This is a genomic window from Pseudomonas sp. LBUM1679 (assembly GCF_059695565.1).
In genome coordinates this window covers 2,450,098-2,464,371 of sequence record NZ_CP166774.1, presented here as the reverse complement: position 1 = coordinate 2,464,371, position 14,274 = coordinate 2,450,098, and the positions used below count along the sequence as shown (strand labels likewise).

Sequence of the window (14,274 nt, the reverse complement as noted above, 5' to 3'; positions counted from 1 at the left end):
ATGCCTCAGGCGCGCCAGGTTGGGTTCTCGATCAGCAGGGCCATGCCCTGCCCGCCGCCGACACAGGCCGCGGCAATCCCATAGCGCAGGTTGTGCTCGCGCAGTTGCCGGGACAAGGTCAATACCAAGCGCAGACCACTGGCAGCCAACGGGTGACCGAGGGCCAGCGAGCCGCCCTGAACGTTGAGACGGGAGCGGTCCAGCTCCAACTCCTGAGCCACGGCGAGGACCTGGGCGGCTTGGGCTTCGTTGATTTCAAACCTGTCGATCTGATCCAGGCTCAAGCCGCTGCGCTGCGCCAACAGACGAATCGCCGGTGCAGGACCGATACCCATGAACTCCGGCGCCACCCCCACCACAGCGCTGGCCCGCAGCAAGGCTAACGGTGTATTCCGGCTGGCCGAAGCAGGTCCGACCAGCGCCGCTGCCGCACCATCGACTACCGCACAGCTGTTTCCGGCGGTTTGTACGCCTCCCTCGTGCACGGCGCGCAGCCGGGCCAGGGCGGCGAAATTTGCGTGTCGTGGGTGGCTGTCTTCACTCACCGAGTCGACGCCACGTGGCAAGCGAATACTGCGAGATTGATAGCCTTCAAGTTCAAAGATTTGAGGACCCACATCAACAATCTCAGGCGCCAGCCACCCTGCCTGCTGCGCCGCAAACGCCTGCTGATGGCTGGCACAGGCATAGGCATCCACGGCTTCGCGACTCAGCCCATAGCGCCGTGCCAGCTTGTCGGCGGTGGCGATCATGTCCACCCCGGGAGCTGGGTCGTACAATGCTTCCCAGAGAAAGTCCTTGAACTGCACCTCGGCGCCAAGGCGGAAACCGCCACGATGGGTATAGGCCGCAATCGGATTGCGTGACATCGACTCGGTGGCCACGCACAGCGCCAGTTGCATACCGTCATCCAGTTGCCTGGCGGCCTGGCGCAGCAGTTCGAATCCTGTGGCACAGATACGCTGCACGCCCAGTGCCGGAACCGATTGCGCCACGCCGCTATAGAGACCGATATGCCGTGGCAGCAGGTAGGCATCGAAACTGGCCTGAGCCATGGAACCGGCCAGTACGCTGTCTACCGCCAGCGGATCGACGCCCGCGCGAGCCAGTACTTCGCGCCCGACCTTGATGCCCAGGTCGATCGGCGAAACCTCGGCCAGTGCGCCACCGAGGTCCACCCACGGCGTTCGCACTGCATCGAAAATCGCCGCATCGGCAAAGGCCGAGTACTGCCCGTCTGTGTTCACGACTTCGCTCACGTTTTCGCCCCGGCCCGCAGAATGGTCGGATCGAGCCCGCGATACAGGGCCTCGACCTGCTCCGCGCGCCACTGCAACACCGCACGCTGATTGATCGAGCCCTTGTCGGTGATTTCCCCGCGATCAATGGAGGCCGGCTCGTCGAGCAAGGCAATCCATTCCAGGCGACTAGCATTGCCGCCGGCTTCGCGATTGAGCCGCTGCAACCAATCGGCGAACCACTCGCGTACCGGCGTGCTTGCCAACACCTGGGCGTCGCTGGCACTGGCCGCCAGCCCCGCCAGGCGTCGGCATTCGTACAATCGCGGGAACACCAGCGCGCCGAGGCATTCACGATCCGGCGCGGTCACTACCAGGTCCTGGACATAGGGCGAGCCCTCCAGTACCGCACGATTACGCAGCGGGCCGACACTGACGAACACCCCTGAAGACAGCTTGAAGTCCTCGGCGATGCGCCCATCGAACATCAGCCCCAGTTGCGGGTCATGCGAGCTGGCAAGCTTGAGCGCATCACCGGAACAGTAAAAGCCTTGTTCGTCGAACACCTCGGCGGTCTGCTGCGGTGACCGCCAGTAACCGGGCATGATGTGCGGCCCACGGAAGCGCCCTTCCAGCTTGCCGTCCTTGGGTACCAACCGGACCTCGCAACCCGGCGCCGGCAAGCCGATATAACCGGCCATGGACAATGGCCCGGTGGTAAAGGTGCAGGAAGGCGCGGCCTCGGTCATGCCAAGCCCGGCCATCATCCGGATGCGTTCGCCACAGTGTTGTTCGGCGACCCGGTCCAGGCGATCCCAGACGCTTTGCGACAGCCCGGCAGCGGCGAAGAAGAATAGGCTGACGCGCTTGAAAAAACACTCCCGCAGCTCTGCGTCCTGTTCCAGGGCCGAGACCAGTTCTTCCCAGCCCTTGGGCACGGTCAGGTAGGCGGTGGGAGATACCTCCTTAAGGTTGCGCAGGGTCTGGGCAAATCCCTGAGCAGTAGGTTTGCCGTCGTCCAGGTAAAAACTGCCGCCGTTGTAGAGCACGATGCCCAGGTTATGGCTGCCGCCGAACGTGTGGTTCCACGGCAGCCAATCCACTAGCACCGGAGGCTCTTGACCGAACACTGGAAAAGTCTGCAACAACATCTGCTGGTTGGCGCAGAGCATGCGTTGGGTGGTGATTACGGCCTTGGGCAGCCTGGTCGAGCCGGAAGTGAAAAGAAACTTGGCGATGCTGTCCGGGCCAGTGGCGGCAAAAGCGTCTTCAGCCTCGGCGCCGCCCGGTTGTTCAAGCAGGCTGGAAAAGCTCGCCTGGCGGCGACCCACGACCTGGCCACGGACGCTGATCAGTGGCGTATCGGCCGGTAACACGGCGTCGATGGCGCGCTGGTACGCTGGGGCGTCACTGACGAAAACCAGGCCTGGTTGTAGCAGGTTGCAAACGTGGCGTAGCTTGGAGAAGTCCTGGGACAGCAGCGAATAGGCCGGCGACACCGGGCAGTAGGGAATTCCCGCATACATCGCACCTAAGGCGACTTGCAAATGCTCAATGTCATTGCCCGAAAGCAGCACCAGGGGTTTGTCGGCCGACAGACCATAGCTCAGCAGGCATTGGGCGATAGCCCGGACACTGTCGAGCATTTGCGCGTAACTCACCCGACGCCATTCACCGTCGTCCTGGCGGGCGGCGATAAAGGTCTGCTCGGGACGCACCTGGGCCCAATGCACCAGACGGTCGAGCAACCGCCTGGGCATCTCGGCCAACGGTTCCAGGGAGCGCATGTGCAGTACGCCCTGCTGCTCGGTAACCTCGACCGCCGCGCAACCGATGGACACGTGGCGATAGCGCGGTGCGCTGGCTTGGGCATGGGATTGCAAACTGAATTCGGAACTCACGTGTTTCTTCTCCGTCGAGGCACGCTAAACCCAAGCCACACACAGGTGACTCATCGATAGCGTGGCAGCCGTTGGCTGCAGCCTTGTTATTGTTATTTCGGCCTTGCACACGGGCAATTGACTTGCGGGGAAGTCAATGCCCGCCAGTTCAGATCGGGTAGTGCCGCGATCCATTCTGCAAGGTGACCCAACGCAACTGGGTGAAGTGCTCGATGGATGCCTTGCCACCGAAACTTCCGTAGCCGCTGGACTTGACCCCGCCAAAGGGCATCTGCGCCTCGTCGTGCACGGTCGGGCCGTTGATATGACAGATGCCCGACTCGACCCGTTGGGCCAAGGCCAGGGCACGCCCGCTATCGCGGCTGAAAATCGCCGCCGACAAACCAAACTCGGAGTCGTTGGCCAAGTGCAGAAGTGCTTCATCCCCCTCACCGCGCAGCAGCACGGCCACCGGCCCGAACGACTCCTCGCGGTACAGGCGCATGCTCGCGTCGACGCCATCGAGCAGGGTCGGCTGCAAGATGCTGCCGTCCAGTTGCCCGCCGACCACCAGCCTCGCGCCCTTGGCCAGGGCATCGTCGATCAAGCCCTTGATGCGCGTTCCGGCGCTTGCGTCCACCAGCGAACCGAGCACTGACTCCTCAGCCGCGGGGTCTCCTGCGCGCAGGGTGGCGACCTTGGCCGCCAACTTGTCGACAAAGGCATCGGCAACCTTGGCATCGACGATCAGACGCTCGGTGGACATGCAGATCTGTCCCTGATTGAAATAGGCGCCAAAGGCGGCCGCCTCTACCGCGGCGTCCAGGTCGGCATCGTCGAGCACCAGCAACGGTGCCTTTCCGCCCAGTTCCAGCAACGCCGGCTTGAGGTGGCGCGCGGCGAGTTCGCCGACGATGCGTCCGACATGGGTCGATCCGGTGAAATTGACCCGGCGCACCGCCGGGTTGGCGATCAGCCGCTCGACAATCGCCGCGGCATCCTCAGGTGCGTTGCTGATGACATTGACCACGCCATCGCCCAGCCCTGCATCCTGCAAGACCTGACCGATCAGGCGGTGCACCGCAGGACTGAGCTCGGAGGCCTTGAGCACCACGGTGTTGCCGCAGGCCAATGGCATGGCGATTGCGCGGGTGGCGAGAATTACCGGGGCGTTCCAGGGCGCGATGCCCAACACGACGCCGCAGGGTTGGCGCAGGGCCATGGCGAAACTGCCAGGCACATCCGAGGGGATGACTTCGCCAATGATCTGCGTGGTCATCGACGCCGCTTCACGCAGCATGTTGGCCGCCAGCCGCACATTGAACCCGTACCAGTTGGCCATGGCGCCGGTCTCGCCGGCCGCCTCGATGAACTCGGCACTGCGCGCCTGCAATTGCTCGGCCGCCTTGAGCAACCGGGTGCGGCGCTCATTGGGGGCCAGGGCGGCCCAGACGGGAAACGCCTTCTGCGCAGCGGCCACCGCGGCGTCGGCATCTTCCAGGGTGGCGGCGGCGACCAGCGACACCAACTCGCCAGTCACCGGGTTACGGCGTTCGAAGGTTCGACCGTCGCGGGCGGGGCACGACTGGCCGCCAATCAGCAGGGGCACGTCCAGCATGGTGATTCCTCTTTATAGTCTTTATCGGGAATACATTAAGAACGATGTAACCGCAGCACCAGGCGCCTCCGTCAGTAGCGGGATGCGCCCGGCTGCCGGGCACGGCACCTCAGCGTTTGTACGCTTGCAGGCCCGGCTTGATGCTCTTGTCGTCGAGGAATTGTTTCATGCCCTGCTCACGGCCGCCTTCAGTGTCCAGCAGGCGTGACTGATCGAGCTTGGCGTATAGGTAATCCTCGTTCTGCTCCCACGTCAGTTCGCGGCAACGTTTGAAACCATGCTTGGCCGCACGCAGCACCACCGGGTTTTTCTCCAGCAGGTTACGCGCCAGCTCCACAGTGACTTCACGCAGTTGCGCGAGGGGTACGCTTTCATTGACCAGGCCCATCTCGGCGGCCTTCTGCCCGCCAAAGGTCTTGCCGGTCATGATGTAGTACAGCGACTGGCGATGGCCCACGGTGTCGGCCATGGCCTTGCTGACCAGGTTGCCCGGCGGGATCCCCCAGTTGATCTCCGAAAGACCGAAGGTCGCTTCGTCGGCGCAGATCGCCAGGTCGCAGGCCACCAAGGGGCTGAAGCCGCCGCCGAAGCACCAGCCGTTGACCATGGCAATGGTCGGCTTGGCGTACATGCGCAACAGTTTCCATTGCCATTGCGAGGCTTCACGGCGGATTTTTTCCTGGAGGATCTCCGGGCCAGCGTCCACTTCGCGGAAGTACTCCTTGAGATCCATCCCTGCAGTCCAGGCTTCGCCCGCACCGGTCAGCACCAGCACACCGGCGTCCGGATCCTGCTCCAGGGTTTCCAGAACATCGATCATCTCGCGGTTCAGGGTCGGGCTCATGGCGTTGCGTTTTTCCGGGCGGTTGAGGATGACCCACGCGATGCCTTCCTCGATTTCCACTTTGACCGTTGTCCAGCGACCTTCGTAATTGCTCATGACGATGCTCTCTTGTTCTTGGTGTGAAGATGACTGGAAATTAAACCGACAAATTAGTTATGTCAATTAACTATTAATAAAATTAACCAGTTTCCTGTTGCGTAGAGCCCCCACTGTCCAAACGCCAGCGATATTGGCCGTAGCAATCACCGGTCAACGCCGGCAAAATAGATAGTCTTGTTAACCCAAAATACTCAGGACTCACCTGCAATGGCCAAGCCCTCCCCCCTCGCCGAGTCGATCGAGGCACCGTCGACCAACGTCGAGATGCAGGCACCACTCGATTCGGCGTTGAACGACCTGATCGGCTACGCCATGCGCCGCGCACAACTCAAACTGTTCCAGAACCTGATTGGCCGCCTCTCGGCCCACGATCTGCGACCCGCACAGTTCTCCGCCCTGGCGATCATCAATCAGAACCCCGGCCTGATGCAGGCCGATCTGGCCCGGGCACTGACCATCGAGCCGCCCCAAGTGGTGCCGCTGCTCAATAAACTGGAAAGCCGTGCGCTGGCGGTGCGCGTGCGGTGCAAGCCGGACAAGCGCTCTTACGGGATCTTCCTCAGCAAGACTGGCGAGACCCTGCTCAAGGAACTGAACCAGATCGCCGCGCAAAGCGACCTGGACGCCACCGCGGCACTGGACAGCCAGGAACGCGAAGAGCTGCTGCGCCTGCTGAAGAAGATTTATCAGGAGTGACGCACGCCCCCAAGGGGCGTGCCGGTGAGAAGCCTGCAGGCAGTTACCAGATCGGCAAGGTGTAGATCACCAGGAAGCGGGTCTGGTTTTCATCGCGAAATGCAGCGCCAGTCGGGAAATCATTGCGGTAGATCGCCTTGCGCGCCACCAGCGCGACGTTTTTCAGCGGACCGCTCTGCACCACATAGCCCAGCTCCATCTGGAACTCGCGCTCCTTGCGGTCCTCGGCGTTGAAGGCTGCCAGCTCGATATGGTCACCGCGCAGATAACGCAACCGGCCCCTCAACCCGGGCACTCCGACCGCCACGAAGTCATAGTCATAGATGGCCTGCCACGTGCGCTCCTTGGCATTGAGAAAGTCCGAAGCCATGGTCAGCTCACTCATGCCCATCAACTCTGTCCCGGAGATGTAGGGCGTCGCCGAGTCGCCATTGGAATGCATATAGCCGATGCCCAGCTTGTGTCCGCCGTAACGGTAGCTGAACAGCCCCGAGATGTTGCGGTTATCCACTTCACCGCCCTTGGCGCTGCCATCCTCGCGACTGAAAAAACTGCGCAGGTCGCTGGTCAATACTCCCCCGCCCAGCGGCAGGTCGTGCAGCAAGGCAAAGGTGTCCTGTTGGTACAAGTCGGTCACCTCGGCGTGGTAGGCACGCAGGCTCAGCGTCTTGTTGACCTGATAATCGCCCCCCAGGTAAGCCATGTGCGAGGTCGTGGCAGTGGCGTTGAAGCGCCGGTTGGGCGAAGCGATGGTCATCGCCTCATAGTTGGTGGAATTGCGCTTGTCGATGCGATCGATGTATCCGGTGTTCAGCGTCAGGCCATCGATGTCCCTGGAGCTGAGGGTGGTACCGCGAAAGGTTTGTGGCAACAGTCGCGAGGGGCTGGCAAACGCAAACGGCAGGAAGATCGACACATCCCCGGACTTCACCGTGGCTTGGGCAAAACGCAGCTTGGCGGTCGGGGCCAGGCGCGAATACTCATCCGCCGCCCGATTGTCGCTGGCCGACACCGGCAACAACTCAGTGCCGCTGCGATCCGGCGCGGAGTCGAGCTTGACCCCCAACAGCCCACGAACGTCCAGTCCAAAACCCAGGGGCCCTTCGGTAAACCCAGACTCCATGTTCATGATGAAACCCTGGGCCCACTCCTGGGCGGCGGTCTTGGCGCCATCGTCCTTGTATTGGCGGTCCAGGTAGTAATTACGCAAGGTCAAGGTGCCATGGCTGTCTTCGATAAAACCTGCGGCTAGAAGCTGGGTGGGCAGAACGCTTAAACCGAGCAGCGCCAGGACCAACCCTCGGTTGATACCGGGCACACAGGTGGCTGACGCCGTCGCAACGTCGTGCGTGGGGAGATTTGGCATGTTCGATTTCCATTTTTATTGTTGTTTGTGCTGCCGGCGGAGCGCATTGCTGCCGGCTTCGCGAACAGAGAATGGAAACAGCCAATGACACCTGTCAACGGTAAATGACCGATAATCGAACATTAATATTATTATCTATTTTCTAGCAAGCTGGATCAGCGCTACATTAATTATTGATTTATATAGGATATTTGTTGTTTTTTGTGATTTTCATGGAGCCGTTCATTTTTTAGTTATATTTGTTATCTTAATGATCAGCCGTCATCTTCAGCGTACCCCGTGCGATGAGACGGCTCGACTCCACAACAAAAACAACAATGAGGTTCCACCCATGGACAGCCCATCGCGTCGCTCGACGCTGACAATCGCTTTGTGCTTTATCGTTGCGCTGATCGAGGGTTTCGATCTGCAGGCCGCCGGCACCGCTGCCGCCGGACTGCGCCAGAGTTTTGCCCTGGACCCGAAGATGATGGGGTGGGTGTTCAGCGCCGGGATCATCGGCTTGCTACCCGGGGCGTTCTTTGGCGGTTGGGTCGCCGATCGCATCGGCCGCAAGAAAATCCTCGTCGGTGCAGTGCTGCTGTTCGGCCTGTTTTCCCTTTGCACTGCCTATGTCGAGAGCTACTCCAGCCTGTTGCTGGTGCGCTTCATGACCGGTTTGGGCCTGGGTGCCGCCCTGCCCAACCTGATAGCGTTGTGCGCCGAGGCCGTGAGCGAACGCAACCGCGGCACCGCCATCAGTGTCATGTACTGCGGCGTGCCCCTGGGCGGCGCGCTCGCGGCGGTGGTGGCGATGTTTTCCAGTGAACACTGGCAAACCACCTTCATCATCGGCGGCCTGGTGCCCTTGCTGGTTGTACCGCTGATGGCCCTGCTGCTGCCCGAGTCCACGGCCTTCCGCCAGCAACATTCAACAACTGGCAGCCCACGGCCGTCCACCGCACAGGCGCTGTTCGGCGCAGGCCGAACACGCAACACCCTGGCCTTGTGGATGAGCTATTTCTTCACCTTGACCGTGATGTACATGCTGCTCAACTGGCTCCCTTCATTACTGCTGGAACAGGGCTTCAGCAAACCCCAGGCGGGCATGATCCAGATGCTGTTCAACATCGGTGGCGCCCTCGGCTCGCTGCTCGGCGGCCTGCTTCTGGACCGTTGCAACGGCCTCAAGGTCGTGCTGTTCGTGTATGCCGGGTTGCTGGCGGCGCTGGCCGGGGTCGGCCTGTCCATCGGAATCGTGCCAATGTCGATCGCCGGGTTTGCCGCCGGGCTTTTCGTCATGGCTGCACAACTGGTGCTCTACGCCCTGGCGCCACCGTCCTACCCGACCGCAGTGCGCGCCACCGGCGTCGGCGCGGCCGTGGCCATCGGTCGCCTGGGCTCAGTGGCAGGCCCCTTGGCCGCCGGGCAGATCCTTGCCGCCGGTGCCGGCACTACTGGCGTGCTGCTGGCGACTTCACCCGGGCTGGTGATCGCGGCCTTGTCGATCATCACCGTGATCGCCCGATCCAGTTCGACCACTGAAGTACCACTGAATACCGCCAACTGAACATCACTGCGAAGTTTTCAACCATCTAGGAGTAAGAGGCGGTTTCACAACCGCCGTCCTCTCCCAGTGCCAGCGTGCACTGGGACTGGGCGCGTGCAGTTAAAAAGTCTCGAATCGATCCTGCGCCAAGGCTTGGAGCGAATATCGCTGGTCTGCGGTGCTGCGGCTTAAAACGCAAAGCATGTCCCGGGTTCTACCACATCAGCCCCTCATACATCTCTAATGGATCCCTTTTAAAACAAAGTGCCGCTCCGTTCGATAATCGAACACTTTAATATTATGTAAGTACTTGTTTTTAAAGATTTTTAATAATGAATATGTAAAAAAAGAAAAAAACCCCATAACAAACACTTTTCAATGGATCCATAAATCGATTGACTAGCATCACACGGTGTCAGGTACAGCGCCTGCCCGCTCATAAAAATAACAAGGGTGTCGTGATGAGTGACTTCTCAATCGGGCTCAAGTCTTGGCTTGTACCCACCTTCGTGTGCCTTTCTCGTTTTACCCGTACGCAGCCTCGTCTCAAGGGGCAGCCACTATGACTGTCGATCTCAAGAACGTGGTAGATGAACGACCCATGGCGTCGTTCCAGTGGTTGGCCGTGGGTATCTGTATTGTCCTGAACATGATCGATGGCTTCGACGTGCTGGTGATGGCCTTCACGGCCTCCTCGGTGTCTGCCGAATGGGGCCTGAACGGCGCGCAGATCGGGCTGTTGTTAAGTGCCGGGTTGTTTGGCATGGCGGCAGGTTCTCTGTTTATTGCACCGTGGGCGGATCGCTTTGGTCGTCGACCCTTGATTCTGTTTTGCCTGCTGCTCTCAGGGGCTGGCATGCTGTTGTCGGCACTGAGCCAGTCGCCTTTGCAACTGGCGCTGCTGCGCGGACTGACCGGCTTGGGGATCGGCGGGATCCTGGCCAGCAGCAACGTGATTGCCAGTGAATACGCCAACAAACGCTGGCGTGGGTTGGCGGTGAGCCTGCAATCGACCGGTTATGCCTTGGGTGCGACCCTCGGTGGCCTGCTGTCAGTGTGGCTATTGACGCACTTTGGCTGGCGTTCGGTATTCATATTCGGTGGTGTCGTGACCCTGGCGGTGATTCCACTGGTGCTGATGTACTTGCCCGAATCGCTGGACTTTCTGATCGCCCGCCGCCCCGACAACGCCTTGGCACGCATCAATCGCCTGGCCGCCCGCCTCGGTCAGCCGGCACTGCGCGAGCTGCCCGTCGCCCTTTCGGCGCCGACTTCAGGCCGCGGGCGCTTGGCGCAGTTGCTCTCACCGGCGTCACGGCGCACGACCCTGCTGATATGGCTGCTGTTCTTCCTGGTGATGTTCGGCTTCTACTTCGTGATGAGCTGGACACCGAAGCTGCTGGTATCGGCAGGGCTATCGGCACAGCAAGGGGTCAGCGGCGGTGTGTTGCTGAGCGTCGGCGGCATTTTCGGCGCGGCCCTGATTGGCACCATGGCCTCGCGCTGGCGACTGACCCGAGTGCTATCGCTGTTCATGCTGGTTACGGCAGGCTTGCTGGTCCTGTTCGTTGACTCGGCTTCATCGGTATCGATGGCGCTCGGCCTGGGTCTGTTGATCGGGTTGTTTTCCAATGGCTGCGTGGCGGGCTTGTACGCGCTGTCGCCGATTGTCTATGACGCTTCGGTACGAGCAACAGGCGTCGGTTGGGGCATCGGTATCGGGCGGATCGGCGCGATTCTTTCGCCGACCGTCGCCGGCCTGTTGCTTGATAGCGGCTGGCAGCCACTGCATCTGTATGGAGTGTTCGCCGTGGTATTCGTCATCGCCGCCGCCGTGCTGCTGCTACTGCGGCCTGAAGCAAGACAGCAACCTGAGGCCCAACTCAGCCAGGCTTGACCCTATGCCAAAAGTGGCGAGGGGGCGCCCTCGCTACTGACTACCTCTTCCAGGAATACAATAATAATGACTCGTTCCCCCCTCCCTCCCCGGGCCTTGCTCGGCGGTGCAATAGTGCTTGCCCTATTACCTTCGGCGCATGCTGAAAGCGCTGGTTTCTTCGAAGACTCCAAGACCAGCCTGGTGCTGCGAAACTACTACTTCAATCGCGATTTCAACGATCCCGGTGCCAGCAAGAGCAAGATAGAAGAATGGGCTCAAGGCGCTGTCCTCAAGTTCAATTCAGGTTATACCCCTGGTGTGCTCGGCTTTGGTCTGGACGGTATCGCGATGCTTGGCGTCAAGCTCGACAGCGGCCCACAACGCAGCGGCTCGGAACTGCTGCCGGTTCACGACGACGGGCGCTCCGCCGACGATTACGGGCGCATTGGAATGGCCGCCAAAATGCGCCTTTCTGCCACAGAACTGATGCTCGGTGAGCTCATGCCGGACATCCCGCTGCTGCGCTACGATGACGGCCGCCTGCTGCCACAGACCTTTCAGGGCACCATGCTGGTGTCCCGAGAGTTGCCCGGACTGAATCTGCAGGCTGGTCAATACACCGCCGTGAGCCTGCGCAACTCCTCAGACATGCAACACCTCTCCGCCTGGGCGGCTCCCAACGTCACGTCCGACGGCTTTAAGTACATGGGTGCCGAGTACCGCTTCAACGAACAACAAACCCTGGTCGGCGCCTGGCACTCGCAACTCGAAGACATCTATCAGCAAAGCTACCTGAACCTGCTGCACAAACAGCAGTTTGGAGACTGGACCCTCGGCGCCAACCTGGGTTACTTCATCGACAAGGAAGACGGCAGCGCACGTATCGGCAATGTACAAAGCCACACCGCCTACGGGTTGTTCTCGGCCAGACTGGGAGGCCATACCTTGTATCTGGGCCTGCAAAAGGTCAGCGGTGATACCGGCTGGATGTCGGTATATGGCAGTAGCGGGCGAACCCTGGGCAACGACATGTTCAACGGTAATTTCAGCAATGCCGACGAACGCTCCTGGCAGGCTCGTTATGATTACGACTTCGCTGCCGCCGGCATCCCCGGACTATTGCTGATGACCCGCTACGGTCACGGCGACAACGCCACCACCAAGGCGGGCAGCGACGGCAAGGAGTGGGAGCGCGACACCGAAATCAGCTACACCCTGCAAAGTGGCCCGCTGAAGAACCTAAGCGTGCGCGTCAACAACGCCACCAACCGCCGCAGCTTCAACAGTGACTTCGATCAGACCCGCATCATCATCAACTACCCTCTGTCACTCTGATCCTCCCGGCAGGGGCGCTTGTCGCCCCTGCAGCTCTCCCCCTCCTTGCGTTACTATGGCGAATCCCCTCTCTGGAAGTCGCCTGCATGAGTAAACCCGGTCAAATGGTGCTAGTGGCACTGCGCAAAATGATTGCCTCGGGCGAGCTGGCGGCAGGCGAGCGGCTGATGGAAATCCCGACGGCGGATCGCTTTGGCGTCTCGCGCATGCCGGTGCGCATGGCTTTCCTGACCCTCGAACAGGAAGGCTTGCTGGTACGCCACGGCGGACGTGGCTATCAGGTGCGTTCGGTGAGTGCCGACGATATTGCCGGCGCCGTGGAAGTGCGTGGGGTGCTGGAGGGGCTGGCCGCACGGCAGAGTGCCGAACGTGGTTTGAGCGAGCAAGCTCAGGCGGCACTGCGCGAATGCCTGGTGCAAGGCGATGCACTGTTCGACAAAGGCTACGTGACAGAAGAAGACCTTGAGGCGTTTCATGACCTCAACATGCGCTTTCACCAGGTGATCGTCGAAAGCAGCGCCAACCCGGCCATCGCCGAAGCCCTGGCGCGCAATGACCATCGCCCCTTCGCTTCAGTGTCAGCGCTGGCGTTCGATCGCGAAGACATGACGCGCGAATACCGGCGCTTCAACTTCGCGCACATGCAACACCACTCGGTGTTCGACGCGCTGGTCAGTCGCCAGGGTGCTCGCGCCGAAGCCATCATGCGCGAACATGCCAATGCGACCCTGCGTTACGCCGAGGTGTTCGGTGCGACCGGCAACAGTAGCGAACGGTTGAAAGTGATCGCGCGCGGCGAATGATCGTTTGGTTCAGAGGTCCAGCACCAACAACGCCGATTTGGATCTCGAACAGCAGGGTGTGAACTGATCATTGGCAGCTTGCTCCTCTTCGGTGAGAAACAGGTCACGGTGATCAGGCACCCCTTTCAGCACACGGGTCAGGCAGGTTCCACAAACACCCTGCTCACAGGAAATCGCGATCTCGACACCGTGGCTCTCCAGCACCTGGACCACCGTCTTGTCGACCGGAATGTCGAACACCTGCCCGCTCCTGCCGAGCTTCACCTGGAACGTCGCATCTGTACTGGTATCCACCGGCGCTGCGGCGAAGTATTCACGGTGCAGCTGCTCATCACTCCAGCCCTGCTCCCTGGCGCTGTCGAGCACATGCTGCATGAAGCCAGACGGACCACAGACATACAGGTGCAAGTCCGCAGCCGGACCGGCGAGGACCTTGGCGGCATCCAGGCGCGAAACGGCGTCTTCATCGAAATGCAGGTGCACGCGCCCGGCAAAGGGTGCCCCATTAAGTCGCTCGACAAAAGCCGCACGGTCACTGGCACGCGCACAGTAATGCAGTTCGAAATCGGCACCGCTGTCGGCCAGTTGCTCGGCCATGCAGAGAATCGGGGTGATGCCGATACCGCCGGCGAACAACAGGCTGCGCCGCGCTTCACCCACCAGCGGGAACAGGTTGCGCGGCTCGCTGATGTACAGCCGATCGCCGCTGTTGACCTGCTCATGCATGCACTGCGAACCACCGCGCGAGGCTGCGTCCTTGAGCACGCCGATCTGGTAGCGATGGCGCTCTTGCGGGTGATTGCACAGTGAGTACTGGCGGATCAGTCCACCAGGCAAGTGGACGTCGATATGGGCGCCGGCACTGAAGCCTGGCAGTTCCCCACCGTGGGCACAGGTCAGCTCGTAGCTGCAAATATCCAACGTTTCGTTGTTGCGGGATGTCACGACGACTTCAATCATGTCGCACCTTCAAGACCGGCCACCGCAG

The 14,274-nt window shown here is 60.9% G+C and carries 11 protein-coding genes; 5 read left to right on the top strand and 6 right to left on the bottom strand.

Going from position 1 to position 14,274, the window contains the following annotated elements; genetic code table 11:
* Positions 1-5 precede the first annotated feature (5 nt).
* From ACA062_RS11375 to ACA062_RS11360, 4 genes are all read right to left on the bottom strand, one after another.
* Complete coding sequence (locus ACA062_RS11375; RefSeq protein WP_497457401.1) at positions 6-1,247, bottom strand: thiolase family protein; 1,242 nt, start codon at positions 1,245-1,247, stop codon at positions 6-8.
* 8 nt (positions 1,248-1,255) lie between these two features.
* Positions 1,256-3,139, bottom strand: a complete 1,884-nt coding sequence (locus tag ACA062_RS11370; RefSeq protein WP_497456443.1) for a feruloyl-CoA synthase — start codon at positions 3,137-3,139, stop codon at positions 1,256-1,258.
* A gap of 148 nt (positions 3,140-3,287) precedes the next feature.
* Entirely contained in the window at positions 3,288-4,736 is a 1,449-nt protein-coding gene (locus ACA062_RS11365; RefSeq protein WP_497456442.1) for an aldehyde dehydrogenase, read from the bottom strand.
* Positions 4,737-4,845: 109 nt separating this feature from the next.
* Positions 4,846-5,676: a p-hydroxycinnamoyl CoA hydratase/lyase gene (locus ACA062_RS11360; RefSeq protein WP_138965462.1), complete on the bottom strand. Its 831-nt coding sequence runs from the start codon at positions 5,674-5,676 to the stop codon at positions 4,846-4,848.
* A 210-nt stretch (positions 5,677-5,886) separates the two neighbouring features.
* On the opposite strand from ACA062_RS11360, the gene ACA062_RS11355 reads away from it, so the two are divergent.
* Entirely contained in the window at positions 5,887-6,375 is a 489-nt protein-coding gene (locus tag ACA062_RS11355) for a MarR family winged helix-turn-helix transcriptional regulator (protein WP_497456441.1), read from the top strand.
* A 43-nt stretch (positions 6,376-6,418) separates the two neighbouring features.
* On the opposite strand, the gene ACA062_RS11350 is transcribed toward ACA062_RS11355, so the two are convergent.
* Positions 6,419-7,741 (bottom strand): OprD family porin, encoded by a 1,323-nt coding sequence (locus ACA062_RS11350; protein WP_497456440.1) that lies wholly within the window; start codon positions 7,739-7,741, stop codon positions 6,419-6,421.
* Between the two features lie 331 nt (positions 7,742-8,072).
* On the opposite strand from ACA062_RS11350, the gene mhpT reads away from it, so the two are divergent.
* The 4 genes from mhpT to ACA062_RS11330 all read left to right on the top strand — a co-directional run bounded on the left by mhpT (position 8,073) and on the right by ACA062_RS11330 (position 13,286).
* Positions 8,073-9,290: a 3-(3-hydroxy-phenyl)propionate transporter MhpT gene (mhpT, locus tag ACA062_RS11345; protein ID WP_497456439.1), complete on the top strand. Its 1,218-nt coding sequence runs from the start codon at positions 8,073-8,075 to the stop codon at positions 9,288-9,290.
* Positions 9,291-9,831: 541 nt separating this feature from the next.
* The gene (locus ACA062_RS11340) at positions 9,832-11,166 is read left to right on the top strand and encodes an MFS transporter (RefSeq protein WP_497456438.1); all 1,335 of its coding nucleotides are present in this window, start codon (positions 9,832-9,834) and stop codon (positions 11,164-11,166) included.
* Positions 11,167-11,232: 66 nt separating this feature from the next.
* A complete protein-coding gene (locus ACA062_RS11335) occupies positions 11,233-12,483 on the top strand; it encodes an OprD family porin (RefSeq protein ID WP_497456437.1) in 1,251 nt (416 codons plus the stop codon).
* Positions 12,484-12,569: 86 nt separating this feature from the next.
* Positions 12,570-13,286 (top strand): GntR family transcriptional regulator, encoded by a 717-nt coding sequence (locus tag ACA062_RS11330; RefSeq protein WP_497456436.1) that lies wholly within the window; start codon positions 12,570-12,572, stop codon positions 13,284-13,286.
* A gap of 9 nt (positions 13,287-13,295) precedes the next feature.
* On the opposite strand, the gene ACA062_RS11325 is transcribed toward ACA062_RS11330, so the two are convergent.
* The gene (locus ACA062_RS11325; RefSeq protein WP_497456435.1) at positions 13,296-14,246 is read right to left on the bottom strand and encodes a PDR/VanB family oxidoreductase; all 951 of its coding nucleotides are present in this window, start codon (positions 14,244-14,246) and stop codon (positions 13,296-13,298) included.
* Positions 14,247-14,274: the final 28 nt, after the last annotated feature.